The sequence below is a fragment of the Streptomyces sp. DH41 genome (assembly GCF_029813785.1).
In the GTDB taxonomy this organism is placed as follows: Bacteria; Actinomycetota; Actinomycetes; order Streptomycetales; family Streptomycetaceae; genus Streptomyces.
The window spans coordinates 332618-350718 of record NZ_JARVKY010000003.1 but is presented as its reverse complement, the minus strand read 5'-3'; the positions used below and the strand labels follow the sequence as shown (position 1 = coordinate 350718).

The 18101-nt window shown below is 66.7% G+C and carries 11 protein-coding genes and 4 pseudogenes; 6 read left to right on the top strand and 9 right to left on the bottom strand.

Annotated elements, in window-relative coordinates; all coding sequences use genetic code 11:
• Nucleotides 1–192: 192 nt before the first annotated feature.
• The 3 genes from QC283_RS08105 to QC283_RS08095 form a co-directional block, all read right to left on the bottom strand.
• Nucleotides 193–744 carry a hemerythrin domain-containing protein gene (locus tag QC283_RS08105; RefSeq protein ID WP_279560686.1) on the bottom strand — a complete coding sequence of 184 codons (552 nt, stop codon included), beginning with the start codon at nucleotides 742–744 and terminating at the stop codon, nucleotides 193–195.
• Nucleotides 745–1100: 356 nt separating this feature from the next.
• Nucleotides 1101–1229: a hypothetical protein gene (locus tag QC283_RS39440; protein WP_336620630.1), complete on the bottom strand. Its 129-nt coding sequence runs from the start codon at nucleotides 1227–1229 to the stop codon at nucleotides 1101–1103.
• Nucleotides 1230–1893: 664 nt separating this feature from the next.
• The gene (locus QC283_RS08095) at nucleotides 1894–3219 is read right to left on the bottom strand and encodes a zinc-dependent alcohol dehydrogenase (protein WP_279560685.1); all 1326 of its coding nucleotides are present in this window, start codon (nucleotides 3217–3219) and stop codon (nucleotides 1894–1896) included.
• A 338-nt stretch (nucleotides 3220–3557) separates the two neighbouring features.
• Here QC283_RS08095 and QC283_RS08090 point away from each other — a divergent pair, with 338 nt between their 5' ends.
• A complete protein-coding gene (locus QC283_RS08090; protein ID WP_279560684.1) occupies nucleotides 3558–3944 on the top strand; it encodes a DUF1330 domain-containing protein in 387 nt (128 codons plus the stop codon).
• A gap of 113 nt (nucleotides 3945–4057) precedes the next feature.
• Nucleotides 4058–4294, top strand: a complete 237-nt coding sequence (locus tag QC283_RS08085; protein WP_279560683.1) for a hypothetical protein — start codon at nucleotides 4058–4060, stop codon at nucleotides 4292–4294.
• A 614-nt stretch (nucleotides 4295–4908) separates the two neighbouring features.
• Here the strand turns inward: QC283_RS08085 and QC283_RS08080 are convergent.
• From QC283_RS08080 to QC283_RS08070, 3 genes and pseudogenes are all read right to left on the bottom strand, one after another.
• Nucleotides 4909–6045 carry a tyrosine-type recombinase/integrase gene (locus QC283_RS08080; RefSeq protein WP_279560682.1) on the bottom strand — a complete coding sequence of 379 codons (1137 nt, stop codon included), beginning with the start codon at nucleotides 6043–6045 and terminating at the stop codon, nucleotides 4909–4911.
• 900 nt (nucleotides 6046–6945) lie between these two features.
• Nucleotides 6946–7744 (bottom strand): annotated as a pseudogene (locus QC283_RS08075) (IS5 family transposase).
• Nucleotides 7745–7749: 5 nt separating this feature from the next.
• The gene (locus QC283_RS08070) at nucleotides 7750–7914 is read right to left on the bottom strand and encodes a hypothetical protein (protein ID WP_279560681.1); all 165 of its coding nucleotides are present in this window, start codon (nucleotides 7912–7914) and stop codon (nucleotides 7750–7752) included.
• A gap of 124 nt (nucleotides 7915–8038) precedes the next feature.
• Here QC283_RS08070 and QC283_RS08065 point away from each other — a divergent pair, with 124 nt between their 5' ends.
• Nucleotides 8039–8440, top strand: coding sequence for a DUF6896 domain-containing protein (locus QC283_RS08065; RefSeq protein ID WP_279560680.1), 402 nt, complete (start codon nucleotides 8039–8041; stop codon nucleotides 8438–8440).
• Nucleotides 8441–8445: 5 nt separating this feature from the next.
• Here the strand turns inward: QC283_RS08065 and QC283_RS08060 are convergent.
• Nucleotides 8446–8910 (bottom strand): annotated as a pseudogene (locus QC283_RS08060) (IS5 family transposase); the annotation flags it as partial.
• Nucleotides 8911–9363: 453 nt separating this feature from the next.
• Here QC283_RS08060 and QC283_RS08055 point away from each other — a divergent pair.
• Nucleotides 9364–10644 (top strand): annotated as a pseudogene (locus tag QC283_RS08055) (IS110 family transposase).
• On the opposite strand, the gene QC283_RS08050 reads toward QC283_RS08055, so the two are convergent.
• Nucleotides 10602–11141 (bottom strand): GNAT family N-acetyltransferase, encoded by a 540-nt coding sequence (locus QC283_RS08050; RefSeq protein ID WP_279560802.1) that lies wholly within the window; start codon nucleotides 11139–11141, stop codon nucleotides 10602–10604. The pseudogene QC283_RS08055 and the gene QC283_RS08050 overlap by 43 nt on opposite strands.
• A gap of 77 nt (nucleotides 11142–11218) precedes the next feature.
• Nucleotides 11219–11560 (bottom strand): annotated as a pseudogene (locus tag QC283_RS08045) (transposase); the annotation flags it as partial.
• A gap of 149 nt (nucleotides 11561–11709) precedes the next feature.
• Between QC283_RS08045 and QC283_RS08040 the strand changes: the two are divergent.
• Nucleotides 11710–16416 carry an ATP-binding protein gene (locus QC283_RS08040; RefSeq protein ID WP_279560679.1) on the top strand — a complete coding sequence of 1569 codons (4707 nt, stop codon included), beginning with the start codon at nucleotides 11710–11712 and terminating at the stop codon, nucleotides 16414–16416.
• A gap of 255 nt (nucleotides 16417–16671) precedes the next feature.
• On the top strand, nucleotides 16672–18048 hold the full coding sequence (locus tag QC283_RS08035; protein WP_279560678.1) for a hypothetical protein: 1377 nt from the start codon (nucleotides 16672–16674) through the stop codon (nucleotides 18046–18048).
• Nucleotides 18049–18101 lie beyond the last annotated feature (53 nt).

Sequence of the window (18101 nt, the reverse complement as noted above, 5' to 3'; positions counted from 1 at the left end):
GCCGCGTCCCACCCTGCCCGAGCCGGGTGCCGGCAGTGTGTCGGCCGGTGGTATGCGCACCTCGGCGTCGACGCATCCGTCGTGGCCCACGAGGGCGTCCCTCTCCTTCGCCGACCGCGTGCCCGACCGTGTATTCAGGGCCTCGCGCACACAAACCGGGAGGCCCGTTCGGCGGCACGGCACGCGTCGCCGTCAGCGCCCCGACAGGGCGTCCCTGATCCGGTCGACCATGCCCGTGCCGGGGGCCAGCAGCTTGTTGGCCGGCGGCTTGTCCGGGGCGGACGGGTGCGGTCGGGTCGGAGCGGTCTTCTTGGCCTGTCGGACCTTCTCGCCCAGCTTCACCAGCTCGTCCTCGGTGGCCGCCGACCGCAGGCGGGGAAAGAGGTTGTCCTCCTCGTCCCGGACGTGCGACCGGATCTCCGCCATCAGTTCGCCGATGAGCCGGTCGAACTCCGCGTCACCCGCGTCGACTCCTTCGAGGGCCTTCATCGTCCGCTCGGCCTCGGCGTGGTCCTCGATCTCCTTGTCCGCGATCGTGTCGCCGTCCGGCAGGAACTCGCGCACGGCCGGATAGAGGTACGCCTCTTCGGCGACCGAGTGCCGCACCAGCTCGATCACGGCTTGGTCGGCGTACTTTTTCCTCTGCCCGTCCCCCGGAGGCAGGTCCTCGATCTTGCCGAACAGTTCTTCGACCTCCCGGTGGTCGGTGGTCAGTTCCGCGGTGACATCCCCGCCGTGTCCCATGGGCGTTCCCTTCCTTCGCAATACCGTCCGCAATGCCTCGCCCGTGTATCCCAGTCCCCGCGCGCGCAAACCGGTGAAGCGTCCGGCGCACCGGGCCCGTCACGCGGGCTGTGCGAACTGCACTGCGATCGAACGGCGCCCCCGGGGTACGCCTGTTCCCCGACCGGGTCCGCGAAGCGTCGAGGGGTGTTGTGTGTGCTGCTGTCCCGAAGCAGAGCACGGCTGAGGCAGAGGATCGCACGCACGGGCAGCCGGATACTCGACGCTGTATCTCGACCGGCGCCTGCCTCTGGTGGACCCCGCCCGCGCGACGCTGCGCAAGGCGTTTCCCGACCACTCCTCGGCGAACTGGCATTTCACATGGCTCGGCGGCGCAGGAGCGCGTACCCCGCACCGGCCAGTCCCGCGGCGGCCACCGCCTTGCCCATGTGATGACGGCTCGCCCACACCTGCGGGTCGAAGGTGTGGGCCTGGTCGTCGAACACGCCGTGGGCTCCGTAGTCCGTATTCTCGTCCGCCGGTGCGAAGAGGTTGCCGTCCCCTGAGGCTGCGGGTGGGCGTCGGTCTGCTGGGAGTCGAAACCCGTCGCGCCAGGTAGTGGTCGAGCAGTCCGGGTACGACGGCGTTGGCCAGCAGCGTCAGCGCCGTGGACGTCCCGACCCAGTACTCGCGTCGCCGGGGGTGGTCCGCGGCGCGCAGCACGGCGCGTGCGGCCAGCTCCGGCTGGTAGATGGGCGGCACCGGCTGGCGTGGCGCGGCAGGTGCGTGCGTAACCAGGTGAACTGCGGGGTGTTGACGGCCGGCATCTGCACCATGGTGACGCGTACCGCCGACCTGTCGTGCAGCAGTTCGCAGCGCACCGACTCGGTGAAGCCCTGGATTGTGCTTGGCACCGCAGTACGCGCTCCGCAACAGAATGCCGCGGTAGGCGAGCGCGGAGCCGACCTGCACCGGCGGCCGTACACTCGGGCCCCTTGACACCGAGGCTCCCGTTCACGACCTGTTGCCGAGTTCGTTCCTCCGGGTCTCGAACTCCTTGTGCTCGGTGGGGCAGGACGGGATCTTGTCTCCCTGTGTCACATGCCTTTTCGCTGCGGTGCGCGCAGTAGAAGTCCCCTGTCTTCTACGCCTTCTCGCCGGCGTCGGCGGTCATGACCGGTCACCTCGGCTGCCCTGGTCCGTCGCCCTGGGCCCCTGCGTACCTGCCGTGGTGGCGGCTCCGGTACCGGCCGCTTCGCCCAAGCCCGGAACGACCGAGCCGTCGCCCGCCACGCCGAGGGTCACCTTGGTCCAGCCCGCCTCCCTCCGGTCGAAGGTGCGGTAGGCGTCGATCGCGTCCTCGGTGCCGACCCAGCGGGTGATCAGCGGAGTGGGGTCGAGCCGGCCGGCGGCGACCATGGACACCAGCTCGGGCACGTATCGGCGGTGGTTGCAGTTGCCCATCTTCAGGGTGAGGTTCTTCATGAACGCCTCGCCGTACGGATAGTGCTGCACCTGCGGCGGGTAGACGCCGACGGTGCCGATCGTGCCGGCCTTCGCCGACATCTGCACGGCCCAGCGGGCGGCCAGGGTCGGGGCGTCACCGGGCACCCACGCGCTGCCGTCCGGATTCTGTTCGGGAGCCGCCTCCTGGCGTTCGTGCGCGAACTGCTCGCCCTGCTCGCGCAGCGCTTCGGCCGCCGGACCGTGGGCGGGCCGCTGGGCATCCACGCCCACGGCCTCGATCACACGGTCCACGCCGATGCCGCCGGTCAGCTCCAAGACGGCCTCGACCGGATCCTCGGTGTTGAAGTCGACCGTTTCGGCATGCTGGTCGCGCGCCAGGTCCAGCCGATCCGCCAGGCCGTCGACGACGATGATGCGCCCGGCTCCCTGGAGGCGGGCACAGGCGATGGCCGCCTGACCGACCGGCCCGGCACCCACGATCGCCACGGTGTCGCCGTCTCCGACCTCCGCCAGCCTCGCCCCGAACCACGCCGTGGGGTAGATGTCGGAGACCAGGATGGCCTGCGCGTCATCCACGGTGTCCGGCAGCGGGACCAGCCCGACGTGCGCGAACGGGATACGGGCATACTCAGCCTGGAGACCGTCCAGTCCCCCGGCGGCTTCCGGGCCACCGAAGAACACCGTGCCCGCCCTCCGGCCACCCGGGTTGGCGTTGTCACATTGCGCGTAGTAGCCGGCCCGGCAGTAGCTGCACGTCCCGCACGCCACGGTGGACGGCACCACGACACGGTCACCGGGACGGAGGTTGCGCACCCCGGAACCGACCTCCTCCACGACGCCGACGGCCTCGTGGCCGAGGATGCGCCCCTCCTGCATCCCGGGCATCGTGCCACGGATGAAGTGCAGGTCGGTGCCGCAGATGGCGGACGTCGTGATCCGCACGATCGCGTCGTACGGGTCCTTGATCTTCGGTTCCGGCACGTCATCGAGGCGTATGTCCCCCAGCGCGTGCCACACGACAGCCTTCATGTGTCTCCTCCGTCGATTTCGTATCACCGTCACCAGGCGACGCGACAGGCGTGCTCCTTATGACCGTTTTTGGGTGTCCTGTCAGAGGTTCTTGAAACCGCGGCGCCCCGCCGATGACGGCGAGACCTGCTGACGTACAGCCGTACCGATTCGACTCGTCGAAGCCGGTGACGGGGGAGCTGGACGTCGTCCTGACAGCCGAGGAATGGCAGGCGAGTTCACGACGAAAGACGAGGGTACCGACCGGGTGGTATGCAAGGGGCCTGTCATCGCTTAGCCTCGTACCACCCGTCCCGGGCGGGCGGGAAGCATCCCACGACGACCGACAGGGGCAGCCCGTGGCTGTCGATCCCGACAAGGCGGTTCTCAACGCCTTCGCTACGCACGGCCCGGATGGGCCGTTCGTGATGCTGAACCTTCTGCGGTTCACGCCGGACGGCCGGCGGTCCTACGAGGAATACTCACGCCGAGCGGCCGTCTTCCTGAGTAGATACGGAGGGGAACTGCTCTACGCAGGCGACGGTGATACGCCCCTCATGGCCGGGGAAGGCCAGACCTGGGACGCGGTGCTTCTGGTCCGTTATCCCAGCCGGGAGGCGTTCAGCAGCATGGTCACCGACCCCGATTACCAGCAGATCACCGCGCTACGGACTCGCGCGCTGTCCGAGGCCGTACTCCAACCGACCGCACCCTGGGCATCTCGGCTCGGCCCGCGACCGTCCTGAAGCGGGCCGAGCGGGTCCGCTCGAACCACCACACCGCCCCCACCATGTAGGGGCGTCTGTTCGCGCCCAGGACGTGGCTCGTGAGGGTGCCGATGTGCCAGCAGGACGGGGCCTTGCGGACGCAGGAGCAGCTGCGCGCCATTCGCGCCGCAGGTGCGGACGTGGCGGCCACGCTGAAACCACCGCTGTACCGAACCGTTGACGAGCAAGGGACGAGAAGGCTCTACACAGCCCGCTACCGGCCCGCCGAAGGCCATGTGACGTACTACTGGCCCGGTGAGTCCTGGCAACAGCCCTTCGGCGACTTCGCCCCCGGATCCCGCACCGCGGCCCTGAGCCGGGCCGACTGAGAGGCTTTCCGGACTGCCCCTTGTGCACCCCTGTACGTGGGCACTTCCCTGCGACACACGATCGCCGAGGCAACACCGGGTCCGTGGGCGCCAGTAGGACCTACCGTCAGCGACATCGCGATCTCGCGCGGTTCACAGACCGCCAGTTCATCCACCGGCGACAAACTGATCGATCCGACCGTTCCCGCTCCCGCACTCACACGACCCGGTCACGCTGAGAGGGACACACGCCCGATGAACGGGTGCGATGGCAAATCAAGCACCCGAGGGTGTTCCAGCACACGGACCGCACGAGGCAGCGACCGCACCATGCGCACCAGCGCGTGCGGTCTCACGGCGGAGCCGCACCGGAGTGCTCCGGTGCGGCTTCGCCGTCTGACGGAACCGTGCAGAGATTCCGTCAGGACGGGCCTCGGTGGCGCCTCGCCTTATCACCCTCGTATCACACAGCGATCACCAACTAGCCAGACTCTTCCAGATTAGGAGTCTCTGACCTGCGGTTTCGTGCTCGCGCCGGACTGGCGTAGACATCCCTGGACGGTCTCTACAACCTGTGCCATGTGGTGCCACTGCAACCCGGCCCGGAAGCAATCCTGGCAGGCTTCGTTGTTGTCTCAGGCCGCGTCCCACAGGCCGGCGTCCAAAACCCGCGCCGCCTTGGTGACGCTGCCCGGCATCAAGTGCCGGTAGGTGCGGTACGTCTCCTCGATCGACTTGTGCCCCATCCACTCCGCCACGTCGGTGATCGGGATGCCACTACCCAACGCGTTGGAGGCGAAGTAGTGCCGGAAGCCATACATCCCCATCCCGTCCATCACGGGCAGCCTCTCGAAGAGTGCGCGGACGCGCCGACGTTCCATCGGCTCCGTGTAATACCCGCTCGGCCCCCGCAGCAGATACCCCTCCTTCGTCGCGCCGTGTTTCGCCTCATGGCGTTCGATCGCCTCCCGTACCGAGCGGGGCAGCGGCACCTCCCGGAACTCCCCCGCCTTGCGATGCTTCAGCTTCGCCGGCCGGTGCGTATTGGAATGGATCTGCTCGTGCACCCGGTACACGTCGTGCGCGACCACGTTGTTGATGTTCACGGCCCGGGCTTCGCCGTTTCGTAGTCCGCAGCCCGCCATCATCACGATCTCCAGAGCAAGGCCGTCACCCGCGACAGCCAGAGCCTGCTTCAGATAGGCCAGGTCCGGGATGACCACCCTCTCGCGGACGTACTCCGGTTCCTGCACTCCCTTGACCGGGTCATCCGCCATCGCGCCCTTGTCGTAGGCGTCCCGCAGAATCGCCTTGAGCGTGCGCAGGATGTTGACCTGATTACCCCGGCCGACGCCGTCGGCCTCCAACTCGTCCAGGAAACGCTCCACCACGATGGGAGTTACGGATATCAGCTTCCGTGACCCCAGGCGCGGAACGATATGGACGTTGATGGAGCTGCTGACGTGCTCGCCCGTGGAGTATGCGGTCATTCGGCGCTGGCGGGGCAGCCACTGCTTCGCGTATTCCGCGACCGTCTTCTGCCCCAGCTCCCGGCGCGCTTCCGCGACAGACGGCGCCGTGCGCTTCTTCTCCGCATAGATCTGCGTGAGGCGCTCGATCGCGTCGTCCTGCGTGCCGAACCCGCCCTCCTCGACCTGCTTCCCCAGACCGTTGCGGAAACGGATCGTGTACGGGTGCGGGCACCTGGTCGGCCTGGCACAGCCGCAGTCCTTGAAGAACGACCCCATACCGCGGGCAAGTTGACGAGCCACGTGACGCACCTTCCGAGCGGGAGCCGGGCATCTGCGCCCAGGCACCGCGCCGTGGCGGTCACCAGGTCAGCAAGCCAGGACGCCCTCGCACCCGATGCTGACCATTTGCTGACCTGAGCGGCCCCGCTACGCTTCTGACCTGCGCAAACGCCCAGATGCTAGATCTTGGACTTGAACAGAGTACGCAGCACTTTGGACTCCTCTGAGACGGCTCCCTGCCCGCTTCTTGCAGGTCAAGGGCGGTCTCGACTGTACACCGGCACGCGCCGAACGATGTTTGTGAGGAACATCGCCCTGTCAGGCGACACCGTCCCTCACCTGGGCTTTCGTGCCGTCACGGACGCCTGTTCAGGCAATCCTCCCGGAATGCCCGGCAACTCATGCTGACCAAACGCTGACTTACCTGATGGACCATCAGGCATGCGGAGCCCCCTCCGCAGCCGCCTCGCTGCCTGCCCGAGGCCCCTCGGCAATGTCGAACTCGCGAGCCGGAGGCGCGGTACGAACCGACCCGGCCGGCGACGCACGGAACGCTTTGGCCCTGAGAGCGGAAGCGGGTACGGACCGGGCTGCCGACGTTGCTGCAAGCGCCGGCCGAAGCAGCAGGACTGAGCGCTCGGGACGCGAACGTCTATTCAATGATCCGCAGAACCCATCATCAAGCGGCCAGTGCGTGAAGCGCTGACGCAGAGCAGAGGATCTCCCTCGGGGGGCACCATGGAACCGGACGACAGCTGACACCCGCACAAGCTGGCTCTCGAGGAAAACCACAAGCCAGGGATCGTTTGTCGCGCTGAAGCGCGAGAATCGTCGCCTGGTTCGCTTGTTCTTCCGCAACCCTGTTTCCGACCGCGAGAATGCAGGGCGCCTGGGCAGTCAAGCGGCCGAGGCTTAGAACTCCTATCGCAATGACTTCGGGCGTCGCCAGCAGATGAGTGCGCATCCGAGGGTGATGAAGGCTTCGTGGATGTCGTCGCGGATCTCCCAACGGATCCGCAGACGGCGGAACCAGCGCAGGTGAGCGAATGCGCGTTCTACCCAGCGTTGGGCACCGAGTCCGGAGTCGCGCTCGGTACCGCCACGGGGCGATCAGCGGCTTCACACCGAGGCCCCAGACCAGACGGCGGCACTTGTCATGGCCATAGCCACGGTCGGCCAGCACCATGTCCAGGCGGCGCCGCGGCTAGCCACGCTTGCCCCGCACCGGAGGAGGATGGATCAGCTGGGTGACGTCGTTGCGGTTGCCGCCGATCAAGGTCGCGGCGAGCGGATGCCAGTGGCTTCGGTGATCAGATGATGCTTGCTGCCCGTCCTACCCCGATCGACGGGGCTTCGTCCTGCCACAAATCCCCTCTTAATGCCCGAATATGGGAGCCGTCGGCCGCCGCTTGGGAGAAGTCCAGGGCGTTCCTGCCGCGGGGTTCGGCGAGCAGGACCTCGTGCAGCCGGGGCCACACAACCGACCTCGGTCCACTCGGCGCCGGCAGGTCATGCCCGAGCGGAAGCCGAGTTCCTGCGGCAGGTGTTCCCAGGCGATCCCCGTATGCAGAACGAACAGGATGCCCTGGAACACCAGCCGGTCGGGATACCGCTTGCGTCCTGGACGTCGGGCCCGACGCTCGACCTTCGGCAGCTGCGGCTCGATCACCACCCACAGTTCGTCATCGACATCCCACGTCTTCCGCCGAGAACCCCGCACCCAGATCAACGGCCCCGGATGTTCTCCTCCGCCTCGGGCTCCCCGTCGAGCCAGACGGCGAGAGCGTCCACCTCGCTGACCGCTGCGCCGAGCGGCAGGATGGGGCTGTCCGTGGGTGGAGCCCACCGGCAGTTCACACAGAGCCGCCCGGCGCCTCTGACCGAAATCACGTGCATACGGTTGGGTCCATCGATCTAGCCAGCCTTACTGATCGTTTCAGAATGTCGTCCTGCGGAGACACTGGCGGTCCATGGAACAATCCCTTCAGCCACGGGCTCAGGGGGGTGACGCCGTATGGAACGGGTTGGGGCTGCGCGAGAACTCGTGCTCGGTTACGTCCGTGCTCTGAACGCGATTGACGAGGCCATGAGGGTGGCGATCCCCTCGCTTGAGCGACTGGCAGATGTCCTTGGCCTGGCCCGTTCGCGCCGGATCAGCCGGAGTGAGCACATCGGTACCTACTCCTACACGGTTCATGGGGCGGGATGTCGATTCGTCAGTGGCAACGGCACTGAGGTCGATGTGGACTTCGAAGCCGACGGGAGCGAAGTCTTCGATCTCTGGCGGCTGCGCTGGTACGGGCTGAGCCTGCCAGATCCTCTTGACGTCACGGATGAGGACCTGCGGTCCGCAGTGCGGTCGCTGCAACCGCTTCTGGCCGAGGTGCGGCCGGGGTGGTTCAGCGTAGCTGGCTGATCGCTTCAGGATGAGGTCCGAAGGCGGCGGAGGCATATGAGGCTGCAGGCCAGTTCGAGCAGGCTTTGATGGAGATCGGCGCGGCGTTCGTAGCGGGTGCGGAGCCGTTTGAACTGGTGCAGCCAGGCGAAGGCGCGCTCGACGACCCAGCGCACCTTGCCCAGTCCGGAACCGTGGGCGACGCCGCGTCGGGCGATCAACGGCTTGATGCCCCGCTTCCACAGCAGGCGGCGGTACTTGTCGAAGTCGTAGCCCCGATCCGCATGCAGACGTCGGGGCTTGCGGCGGGGGCGTCCCCGGGCTCCCCGAATCGGCGGGACCGCGTCGAGCAGGGGCAGGAGCTGGGTGATGTCGTGCCGGTTGCCGCCGGTGAGCGTGACGGCGAGTGGGGTTCCGTGCCGGTCGACGATCAGGTGGTGCTTGGAGCCGGGGCGGGCGCGGTCGACGGGTGAGGGGCCGACGTGGTCCCCCCTAATCCAGTGAGTAAGCAGACGGCCCGGGACCATGCAACAACCCGGACAGCTGCTCGCACTGGACAGCGAATGCCTGGATCCCCCCTGGTCGTCAAGGCCTCCTCAAAGAGCGGCATCGCTGTCCGTTGCGGGGCTCGCGGTGACGACGCGGGCGCCGGGCTGATGCCTCCGTTTCCCCCGGCCCTTGAGGCCTCTGTCAAGAGCGGCGCAGCCCGGCGCCTCCGTGGTCACCGCGAAACTCCCGGGGGCTGCTCGGACGTTGATCGTCACGGCGCGAGCCCGCTCCAGGGTCGACCTCTTGTTCATCCGCGAGCCCGCGAGCTCTGCAGAAAGATCGAGTCCCTGGGGTGCGCTGGTGTCGCGAACGGCTACTGAGATGGCGGACCGACGAGTCCTTGGATTAGGGCGCCGCGTGACCCGCATGTGCTCGTGACCTGCATAAACGGACGGATCTGGGAGGATCACTTGACTGTGTTCTGCGGTAATCGACTGGGCGGAGCGCCACCACGATATTGCCCTCGTCGACGAAGCCGGCACTCTGCTCGCCAAAGCCCGTATCACCGACGACGCGGCCGGCTACCACAAACTTCTGGCCCTCCTGGCCGAGCACGGTGACAGCCCAGAAGATCCGATACCGGTGGCCATCGAAACCAGCCACGGCCTCCTGGTCGCGAGCCTGCGCACCGGCAGCCGTCGGGTGTTCGCGATCAACCCGCTCGCCGCCGCCCGCTACCGCGACCGCCACGGCGTCAGCCGCAAAAAATCCGACCCGGGCGACGCCCTGGTCCTAGCGAACATCCTGCGCACCGACATGCACGCCCACCGGCGCCTGCCGGCCGACTCCGAACTCGCCCAAGCCATCACGGTCCTGGCCCGAGCACAGCAGGACGCCGTCTGGACCCGGCAGCAGGTCGCCAACCAGGTTCGCTCGCTCCTGCGCGAGTACTACCCTGCCGCCCTGCTGGCCTTCCAGGGCAAGCAAGGCGGCCTGACCAGGGCTGACGCCCGTGTCGTCCTCACCTTGGCCCCGACCCCGGCCAAGGCCGCGAAACTCACCCTCGCTCAGTTGCGGGCCGCCCTCAAACGCAGTGGCCGCCTCCGCGGCTGCGACACAGAAGCCGAGCGGCTGCGGGACATCTTCCGCGCCGAGTACGCCCACCAGCTGCCCGGTGTCGAGGCCGCCTTCGGCCACCCCAGCTCTTGGCCCTGCTCAAGCAGCTGGACGCCACCTGCGAGGCCGCGGACGATCTCGCGGAGGCGGCCACAGCCGCCTTTCACCAGCACGCCGACAGCGAGATCCTCCTCAGCTTCCCCGGCCTGGGACCGATGCTCGGCGCCCGCGTGTTCGCCGAGCTGGGCGATGACCGGGGACGATTCACCGACGCCCGGGCTCTGAAGTCGTACGCCGGATCCGCGCCTATCACCCGGGCCTCCGGGAAGAAGCGCTTCGTCGGCCGCCGCTTCGTCAAGAACAACCGCCTCATCAACGCCGGCTTCCTCTGGGCCTTCGCCGCCCTTACCGCCTCGCCAGGAGCGAACGCGCACTACCGGCGCCGACGCGAGCGCGGAGACTGGCATGCTGCCGCACAAAGGCACTTGCTGAACCGTCTTCTCGGTCAGCTCCACCACTGTCTCCAAGCCCGGCAGCCCTTCGACGAACGGCGCGCCTTCGCGCCACTCCTTCCAGCTCAACTGGAGGGTATGACAGAGGTTCGCAAGCCGAGCCACTGATCGGCGTCCCAGGCCCGGAACCGTTCCGCTTCGGTGAACCCCAGCTTCGCCGCGAGACGCATCGAACGGACGTTGGCGGTCTGGGTGGCGAGTACCACCGGCTCACCAGGAAGGACGTCTTCGAGCCAGCCCAGAGCCGCAGCGCACGCTTCGGCCGCATACCCAAATCCCCACGCCTGCGGCAGGAACAGGTAACCGAGATCGACCTTCCCCACGGCAGAGGGGCAAACATGCTCCGTTACTCTCCTGAGCAGGACCTGGCCAATCATCGCCCCGTCGAGATCGACGACGAAACTCCCGGGCCACCGCTCGGGCACCTCGGGCATCTCGCCCTCAAGCTCGTCACGCGACCGGGGGCCGCCGAGGTATGTGTGCACCTCCGGCGAGGCGTGCAGCTCGACGAACGCCGCACGGTCCCTGGCCTCGGGCTCACGCAGCACGAGCCTCTCGGTCTTGATCGGTGCAGGCGGCCACGCAACGGGTCCGAGATCATTCATGTCGGCCAGCCAATCAGCGGCCTCGATAGCGATCAAGACCCGCGGTCCCTCTTGACTTCCTATCCCCCTGAGATGTCTTTGAGGGCCCGGACGTGCGATCCGTCCACAGAACAGTCGTCCAGGTCCAGCAGTTCGGCGCGGCGCAGCTCGGTCAGCAGGGCGGCGTGCAGGCGGGGCCAGACGCCGGCCTCGGTCCAGTCCCGCAGCCGGCGCCAGGCCGTCACGCCGGAACAGCCCACGGTCTCCGCCGGGACGTCCCGCCAGGCGACACCGGTCCGCAGCACGAACAGGACGCCGGCGAGTGCTGTTCGGTCAGGAACACGCAACCGCCCCGGATGCCGGTGGCGCCGCTCGGGAGCGGGCGGCAGCAACGGGGCCACCCGCTCCCACAGGTCGTCAGGAACAAGATCAGCACGCACCTCGGACACCCTGCCGACCAAGATTGCCGAGCACAAGACCCGCAGCTCAACTCATTCTGAAACGATCAGTTAGACGCCGACACTGGGTAGACCGTCTGGCGGCGGAGATAGAGTCGACGCTCCGGGTGAAACAGATCGAGGAGTGACCTGTGGACGAGAACTCGTCAGCACGCTCGGACGCGGGTGGCAGCGCCGGAGCTGGCGGCTTTGACTTCCAGGACCGCGTCGCTGCATGGTTCGCCGTCGCCATCCTCGCCAGCGAAGCTGCAGCACCGGTGCAGGGCCTGTGGACTGGCGCGGTTGAGCAGGTCGCGTGCGAGACCGGCGAGCCTGTCGACGACTGCAGGGTACACACCACCGATGGCATCACCCTGGCCCTCCAAGCCAAACGATCAATCACCTTGGGCACCACGAAGACCAGCGAACTAGCTAAGACTGTAAGACAGTTCGTGGCGCAGTACCTGCTACCTGAGCACGATGATGACCGCCTTGTCCTCGCGACAACTTCAGAGGCTTCCGGGGCAGTCAGGAACGACCTTGAACAGGCTCTCCAGCGGCTGAGGAACAGCGCGGTCGGCTCCGACATCGCCGCTCTCCGGCTCAACGCAAAACAGGTGTCCGCGTACAAGGCGTTCACTGCTCATGCGGCAAGGGAGTGGGAACAGCAGCGCGACACAGCGCCTTCTGCTTCTGAGCTGGAAGGCTTCCTGAGGCAGTGCTACGTATGGATTCTCGATGTGGAGGTGGGCGGCGCAGCTGAAGTAGGAGCTCTCGACCGGCTTCGCAGATCTGTGATCGCCGAGGCCGGGCAGGCAACCGCTGCATGGAATGTCCTACTCAGCACCTGCAGGCAGTTGGCCATCAACCACGGGGCGGCGGGATTGGAGCAGCTGCAGGAGTCACTCATCGTGAGTGGGGTAGCTCTCGCAACACTGCTGAACTTCAGGGCGGACGTGGTCCGGCTGACGCACATCACCGACGAGAGCATTGAGCAGCTAAGCAGCGGGCTTACCACGGTCCCCGCACCACAAGGAGCCGTATCAATCAACCGCAGTTCGGCCTCGGGGCTGGCCGAACGGTCCTTGGCGGAGTCCTTCCTCGTTGTGGGAGGCCCCGGCACGGGCAAGACTGTCATCCTCCACGAGATTGCGTCGACGGCGCGTGATGCTCAGCACCCCGTGCTCTTCCTCCAGGTGGGCAGCCTTGCAGCGACCAGCGCTGGAAACCTGCAGTACGAGTTGGGACTCCGACACCCGCTCCTGGATGTCCTGGCCCAGTGGTCCCCAGGTGAGGTTGGGCTGCTTGTCATCGACGCTCTAGACGCGGCGCGGACCGATGCATCCTCCGGGCTCTGGAGGTCGATCATCAAGGACGTGGGCCGTCGGCTGCCGCACTGGCGGGTCGTTGCTTCGATCCGCACCTGGGACTTGTCCCACTCTCCTCAGCTGCGCACGGTGTTCCCTGTAGATCCAGCTGAAGTTGATGATTTGGACGACGAGGAAGTCGCACAGGTCAGCAGCATCTTTCCTGAACTCGGAGACTTGATCGACAACTCCGATGACCACCAGCGGCACCTTCTTCGGAACCCGTTCAATCTACGGCTGGCCGCCGAGCTGCTCCAGGACTGTGTATCTCCTGCCGGGCTCGCTGGCGTTGGCAGCCGACTCGATCTCTTGAGCCGCTACTGGCAGAGCCGAATCAGCGAGGGCCAGGATGGGAGCGCCCGTGAGGCCCTGCTCGCAAAGCTGTGCGCAAACGCGGTGCGCGAACGCCGCTTGGCTGTGCCCGCCCAACAGATCCTGTCCGGAGACGCATCTGCAGCCACCGTCCTCCAATCGCTGCTGTCTCGGTCAGTCCTCACCTCTGCGCCCAGCATCGCGGGCGGACCCGGTCGGGGACCCTTGCAGTTCGCGCACCATGTGCTCTTCGACTACGCGGTCGCGCTGGTGCACTTCGAAGCATTCAGTGGAGGCCTGCCCGAGTGCCTACAGGAAGACCCAGATCTCCTCCTGTTCGCCCGTCCCAGCATCGACATGTACCTGGACATGGCCTGGAACCAGGGGCCGACAGTTTTCTGTGAGCTGGTCCTGAAGCTCGCCGATCCGAGAATGAGCCCAATGGCCATGACCGCCGCCGCCGAGGTCATGGCCCGCAATACGCGAAGTACTGCGGACCTCGAGCCCCTGCTCAAAGCCACGTCGAATGCCATCCCCGCGGCGCAGCGCCTCCTGCAGGCAGCGGCCATCGCCGTCTCCATCAGAATCGCCGACCCGTCGCTTCCTGGCGCAGGGGTATGGGCGGCCATCTCCGAACGACTCTCGCACCATCCCGCGGCGACCCTGCAGGCTCTGGGAGACCTGGTCCGAAAACTTGCTCCGCAGTACCAAGCCCTGGTGCCCAAGCATCAGCGGGCATGCGGCCTCGCCACACGCCGGCTGATGGAGTACCTGTGGAGCCAGCCACCCGTATCCGGGGCACGACTGGCGATCACCGCTGTCATCCAGACCGCAGCAAGCGACCCCACAGCATCGGAGGCTCTGCTTCGCCGGGCCATCGACCCGAAGCAACTCTCCGAACGCGGCTACCACGACCTATTCGCCCTGACGGACAGCATCGAGCGACTGATCGATCAGGTGCCCGGAATTGTCGAGGACCTGTACGTGGCGGTGCTGAACCACAAGGAGACGTCATCCGAAGCCACGCGTATGGGCTCTGGAGCTGTCCTCACCCTGCAATCCACCCGACAACAGGACTTCGACTCGTCCAAGTACAGCCTGGTCCAAAGCTTCCCGGACGTATTGCGGTGGAACATCACGGTCGCCCTGTCGATCCTCAGCAGGCTCAGCCTCACGGATCGCCCAAACGCCCCGACCGTGACGGTTCGACTCGCCTGCAACCCTGTCGAGATCATCGTCGATGACTCACGGCGGTGGGACTTCCCGTTCAGTCCCGCAGGACGGGATCTTCCGGAACTACTCGATACTTTTCAGAGGTACGCTTCCGGGGCGAACGAGGATCACTCTCAAGCCATCGTCGGAGCCGCAGCGTCCGCGCCGCACGCTGCCAGTGTGTGGCGGCGCATCCTGCTGGCAGCAGCCGACAACGCCGATCTACGGAGGGCGCTTTTCGAGCAGCCCACCACCATGGCAACGCACCTGACCGTCCCTGACCTCTTCGGCGCCGCGGCGACTCTCATCCGAGGAATCCATCCAGACCTCGATCCGGAGCAGTCAGCCGCTCTCATGGACGCCGTCCAAGCCCTGAAGCCCACGGACGTCGACTCAGATGACCCCGAAGCGGCCACAGCGGCCCGGCGCTACCACGCGTTCGTTGACTCCCTGTCCACGAACCATTCTGGTACAGCGGCTGACCGGTCACTCGAGCAGGGTGACTGTGGTGGCTGGGTTGCCACAGACCCAAGCCCATGGGAGCCGATTTCCTCGGGGTCCAGTGCAGACGAGGCCCCCTCAACCGTGGCTGCCCTGGGCCTCATCACGGTGCTACGCGAGTTCACCGACCGCCATCTCAACGGCGTCCCTGAGGTATCAGAGATCACGTCCAGTCTCCCCGAAGTCACCGAGCTGTGGGGCATGCTTGGTGATCTCCCAGACACTGTCCGCGACGAATCGGAAGACCTCCTGGCGCGAGCCGCGGAAATCTGGACACGCAACACACACACCCCGGGCGACATGCTGAGGCAGGCCCAGGACATGCTGCTGGCCTTCGCTGTAAATCGACGACCCGAACCCACCACGGAAAACGCCCACTTCGACACCCTCATCCCCCAAGGCCCCCGCAGCGACTCCGCACGCGGCCTGCTCCAGCTCAGCCGCCTGCCAGAGCAGTACGGCCCCCCGCTCACATCAGCCCTTCAGGAACTTGCCGCAGATCCCGTTGGTTGGATCAGACTCACCGTCGCCCGGGCGGCCAGCTATCTCCACCACACTGACCCAACCCTCGCCTGGGAGCTCCTAAACCGCTTGGCCGACCAGGACGACGACGAGGCCGTACTCGGCGCGACAGTCGATGCGGCTTGCCGCTCCATGGGCAACTGGAGCCGCGGAATGGAGTTGCTCACCCGCGTAACGGCACGCATCGCCCCAACGGCCAATCGGAATTCTGCGGCAGCCACGTGTGCAACAACCGCCGGGCTCCTGTGGGTCCACCACGCCATCCCCGAGGCCGGCAGAGCTGTCACGCACATGGCAGAACAGTGGCCGGGCGCAGAACCATGGCTGACGTGCGTCCATAACCTGCGCGGGGCGCTCATCGACAGCGATCCCGCAGTCAGGACAAGGGCACTGGACCTGTATCTTCAGCTGGCTGAGCCAGCCATGACCAGGATCACATCTCTCCTCGAGCGAACCCAAGCACTGACGGACGCCGAGCAGCAAGACCTGCGGGCACAGCTCCTCCTGGCCGACACCATCGCGCTCCAGATCTACGCGGCCACCAAGCCAGGTGACTCCGGTGATGACCAGCCCACAGAGGAGCAGGTCAGACTCCTCGACGAAGCCACGCCACTGATGCACCTGCTCATGGCGGTCCCTACCGCAAAGGTCACCCACCATCTCGTCCAGGTCTACGAGCACGTCCTGGATCAACGCCCACAGCAGGGCCTCACCGGCGTGCGGGACATCCTCACCCCGACAGGAACCCAAAGCGGCTACACGGCAGACAGCCTCGCTGTCAGCACGTGCGTCAAGCTTGCGGAACGCATCCTCGCCGACCACCGAGACATTCTGAGGACCCCTCAAAACCTGACTGCCCTACGCGAAATCTGCGACATCTTCATCGAGGCTGGCTGGCCCCAAGCCCACCGACTCGTCTTCGGCATCGAACAAGCGTTCCGCTGATTCAGTCGCCATAGCTGCACTCACCGCCATACCGAGACGGCCGCTACTTGGGCTTGGTCCGGCCGCAGTTTGGGTTGCATTCACACCCATCCGGATCCGTTCAAAGCCCGGCTGGCGAGCTGCTCCCTCGCAGGTCAGGACGAGTAGCAGGACGCAGAGGGACTCCCACAGACGGCGACCCGACTGGGTTTGCCATCGAACGCCTCGCTTGGGCGACGAGGGACAACTGGGGTGGCGGGCCCTAAAGGGAAAGGGGTGGCCACCAAGGGGCCCCGGGATGAATACTGGTCTGTTTCCCATCTTGAGGAGAACCACTTGCAGATCCAGACGCTTGAGGAGTTGCGCGCCGCAGACGATCTGTCGTTGGCGTTCAACCCCTACGGGCTCGGCGGCCGAATGAGACCGGAGGACGCCGCAGAGTTTCAGCAGCAGCAGATCGCCGACTGCGACCTTGCAGAAGGTGTCGCGGCGGAGACTCGCGACTCCTTCGAGCGGCTGCGCACCGTCTTCGCCTACGGCGTGCTGTGCTACGACGTGTACACCGTGGTCGGCGACCAGGCGCTCCTCATCTACGAGCAGGCGTTGCGCGACCGCTTCATGGAGTGGTCCGCCGGCACCGTGACCTTCCGTCTTACTCCGGCCCCCGACGTCTCCTACACCGTCACGTCGTACGACGACGTCAAGAAGCGGGCGGACAGGATGACGCGGCAACGCGCGAGGCTGGTCGTCGCCGACCAGGCCATCGAGTTCAACGGGATGCTGCACGGGCTCCGGCTGTGGGCGCGTACGGCGGGTCTGCTCCGGGGGCGGCGCAGCCGTGCGGTCGAAGACGCGCTGGCCAAGCTGCGCAACTACGTTGCCCACCCGTCCGGCCACCATGTCGACACCCCTGGCGGGGCGGCCCGGACGGTGCGTGACCTGGCGGAGCTGATCAATCAGCTGTGGGGGCAGGCCACTCCCGATGGGCGCCTGTACCCGGCGCCTCTGCGTCGGGAGATCGTCGTGCTGAGCTGGAACGGTTCGGGGCGAACACGGATGGAGCCCGCCAGCGCCCTCACTGTCCCCGACCCCGTGGAAGATCAGGAGAGCGACGACGAGTACCAGCACGTCGTCGTGCGAGCCATCCCGTTCATCCCAGGCAGTCGCTGGAACGATGCTTACTGGGCGGAGTTCGACTCCCGCTACGAGACCACGCGTTTCCCCACGGAGTACCTGTGGGGGCCAGGCACGCGCGAGGAGGCCCGAGCCTGGCTGGAGCAGGAGCGCCCCGACGGGGACAGCGTCGACTTCACCGACCGGGTATTTCTCGTCCAGGACCACGGGCGCCTTCTGCCGCCGATGCGGCCGGCGGTAGCGGCCGGGCTGCCCGACGACGAGCGCGCCGGGGTCTGGCATGCCGTGCGCGCTGACTTTCCCGATGACGCCTTCGCGCACGTACGAGGCTCCGGAGATCGCAGCGCCGGTCACACCCGCCGCCCCGGAGACTGCCCTGCCTGCTCCGCTGAGTTCCTAGGCTCCGGCACCTACGACGAGGCCCACCGAGCTGCTGCAGTCGCTCTCGGACCGATCCGGGCAGTACACCTGCCCTCTGTACGACTCCCCTCGTCGACCTTCCGGCCCAACCGACCGTGAGCGGCACACCACGAGGAGAAGGGTGGCCGCCAACAACACCAGTCCACCGGACG

Coding starts and splice junctions, on each gene's coding strand:
- QC283_RS08105 (WP_279560686.1), bottom strand. CDS start 744: ATGGGACACGGCGGGGATGTCACCGCGGAACTGACCACCGACCACCGG.
- QC283_RS08095 (WP_279560685.1), bottom strand. CDS start 3,219: ATGAAGGCTGTCGTGTGGCACGCGCTGGGGGACATACGCCTCGATGAC.
- QC283_RS08065 (WP_279560680.1), top strand. CDS start 8,039: ATGGAACGGGTTGGGGCTGCGCGAGAACTCGTGCTCGGTTACGTCCGT.
- QC283_RS08050 (WP_279560802.1), bottom strand. CDS start 11,141: ATGAATGATCTCGGACCCGTTGCGTGGCCGCCTGCACCGATCAAGACC.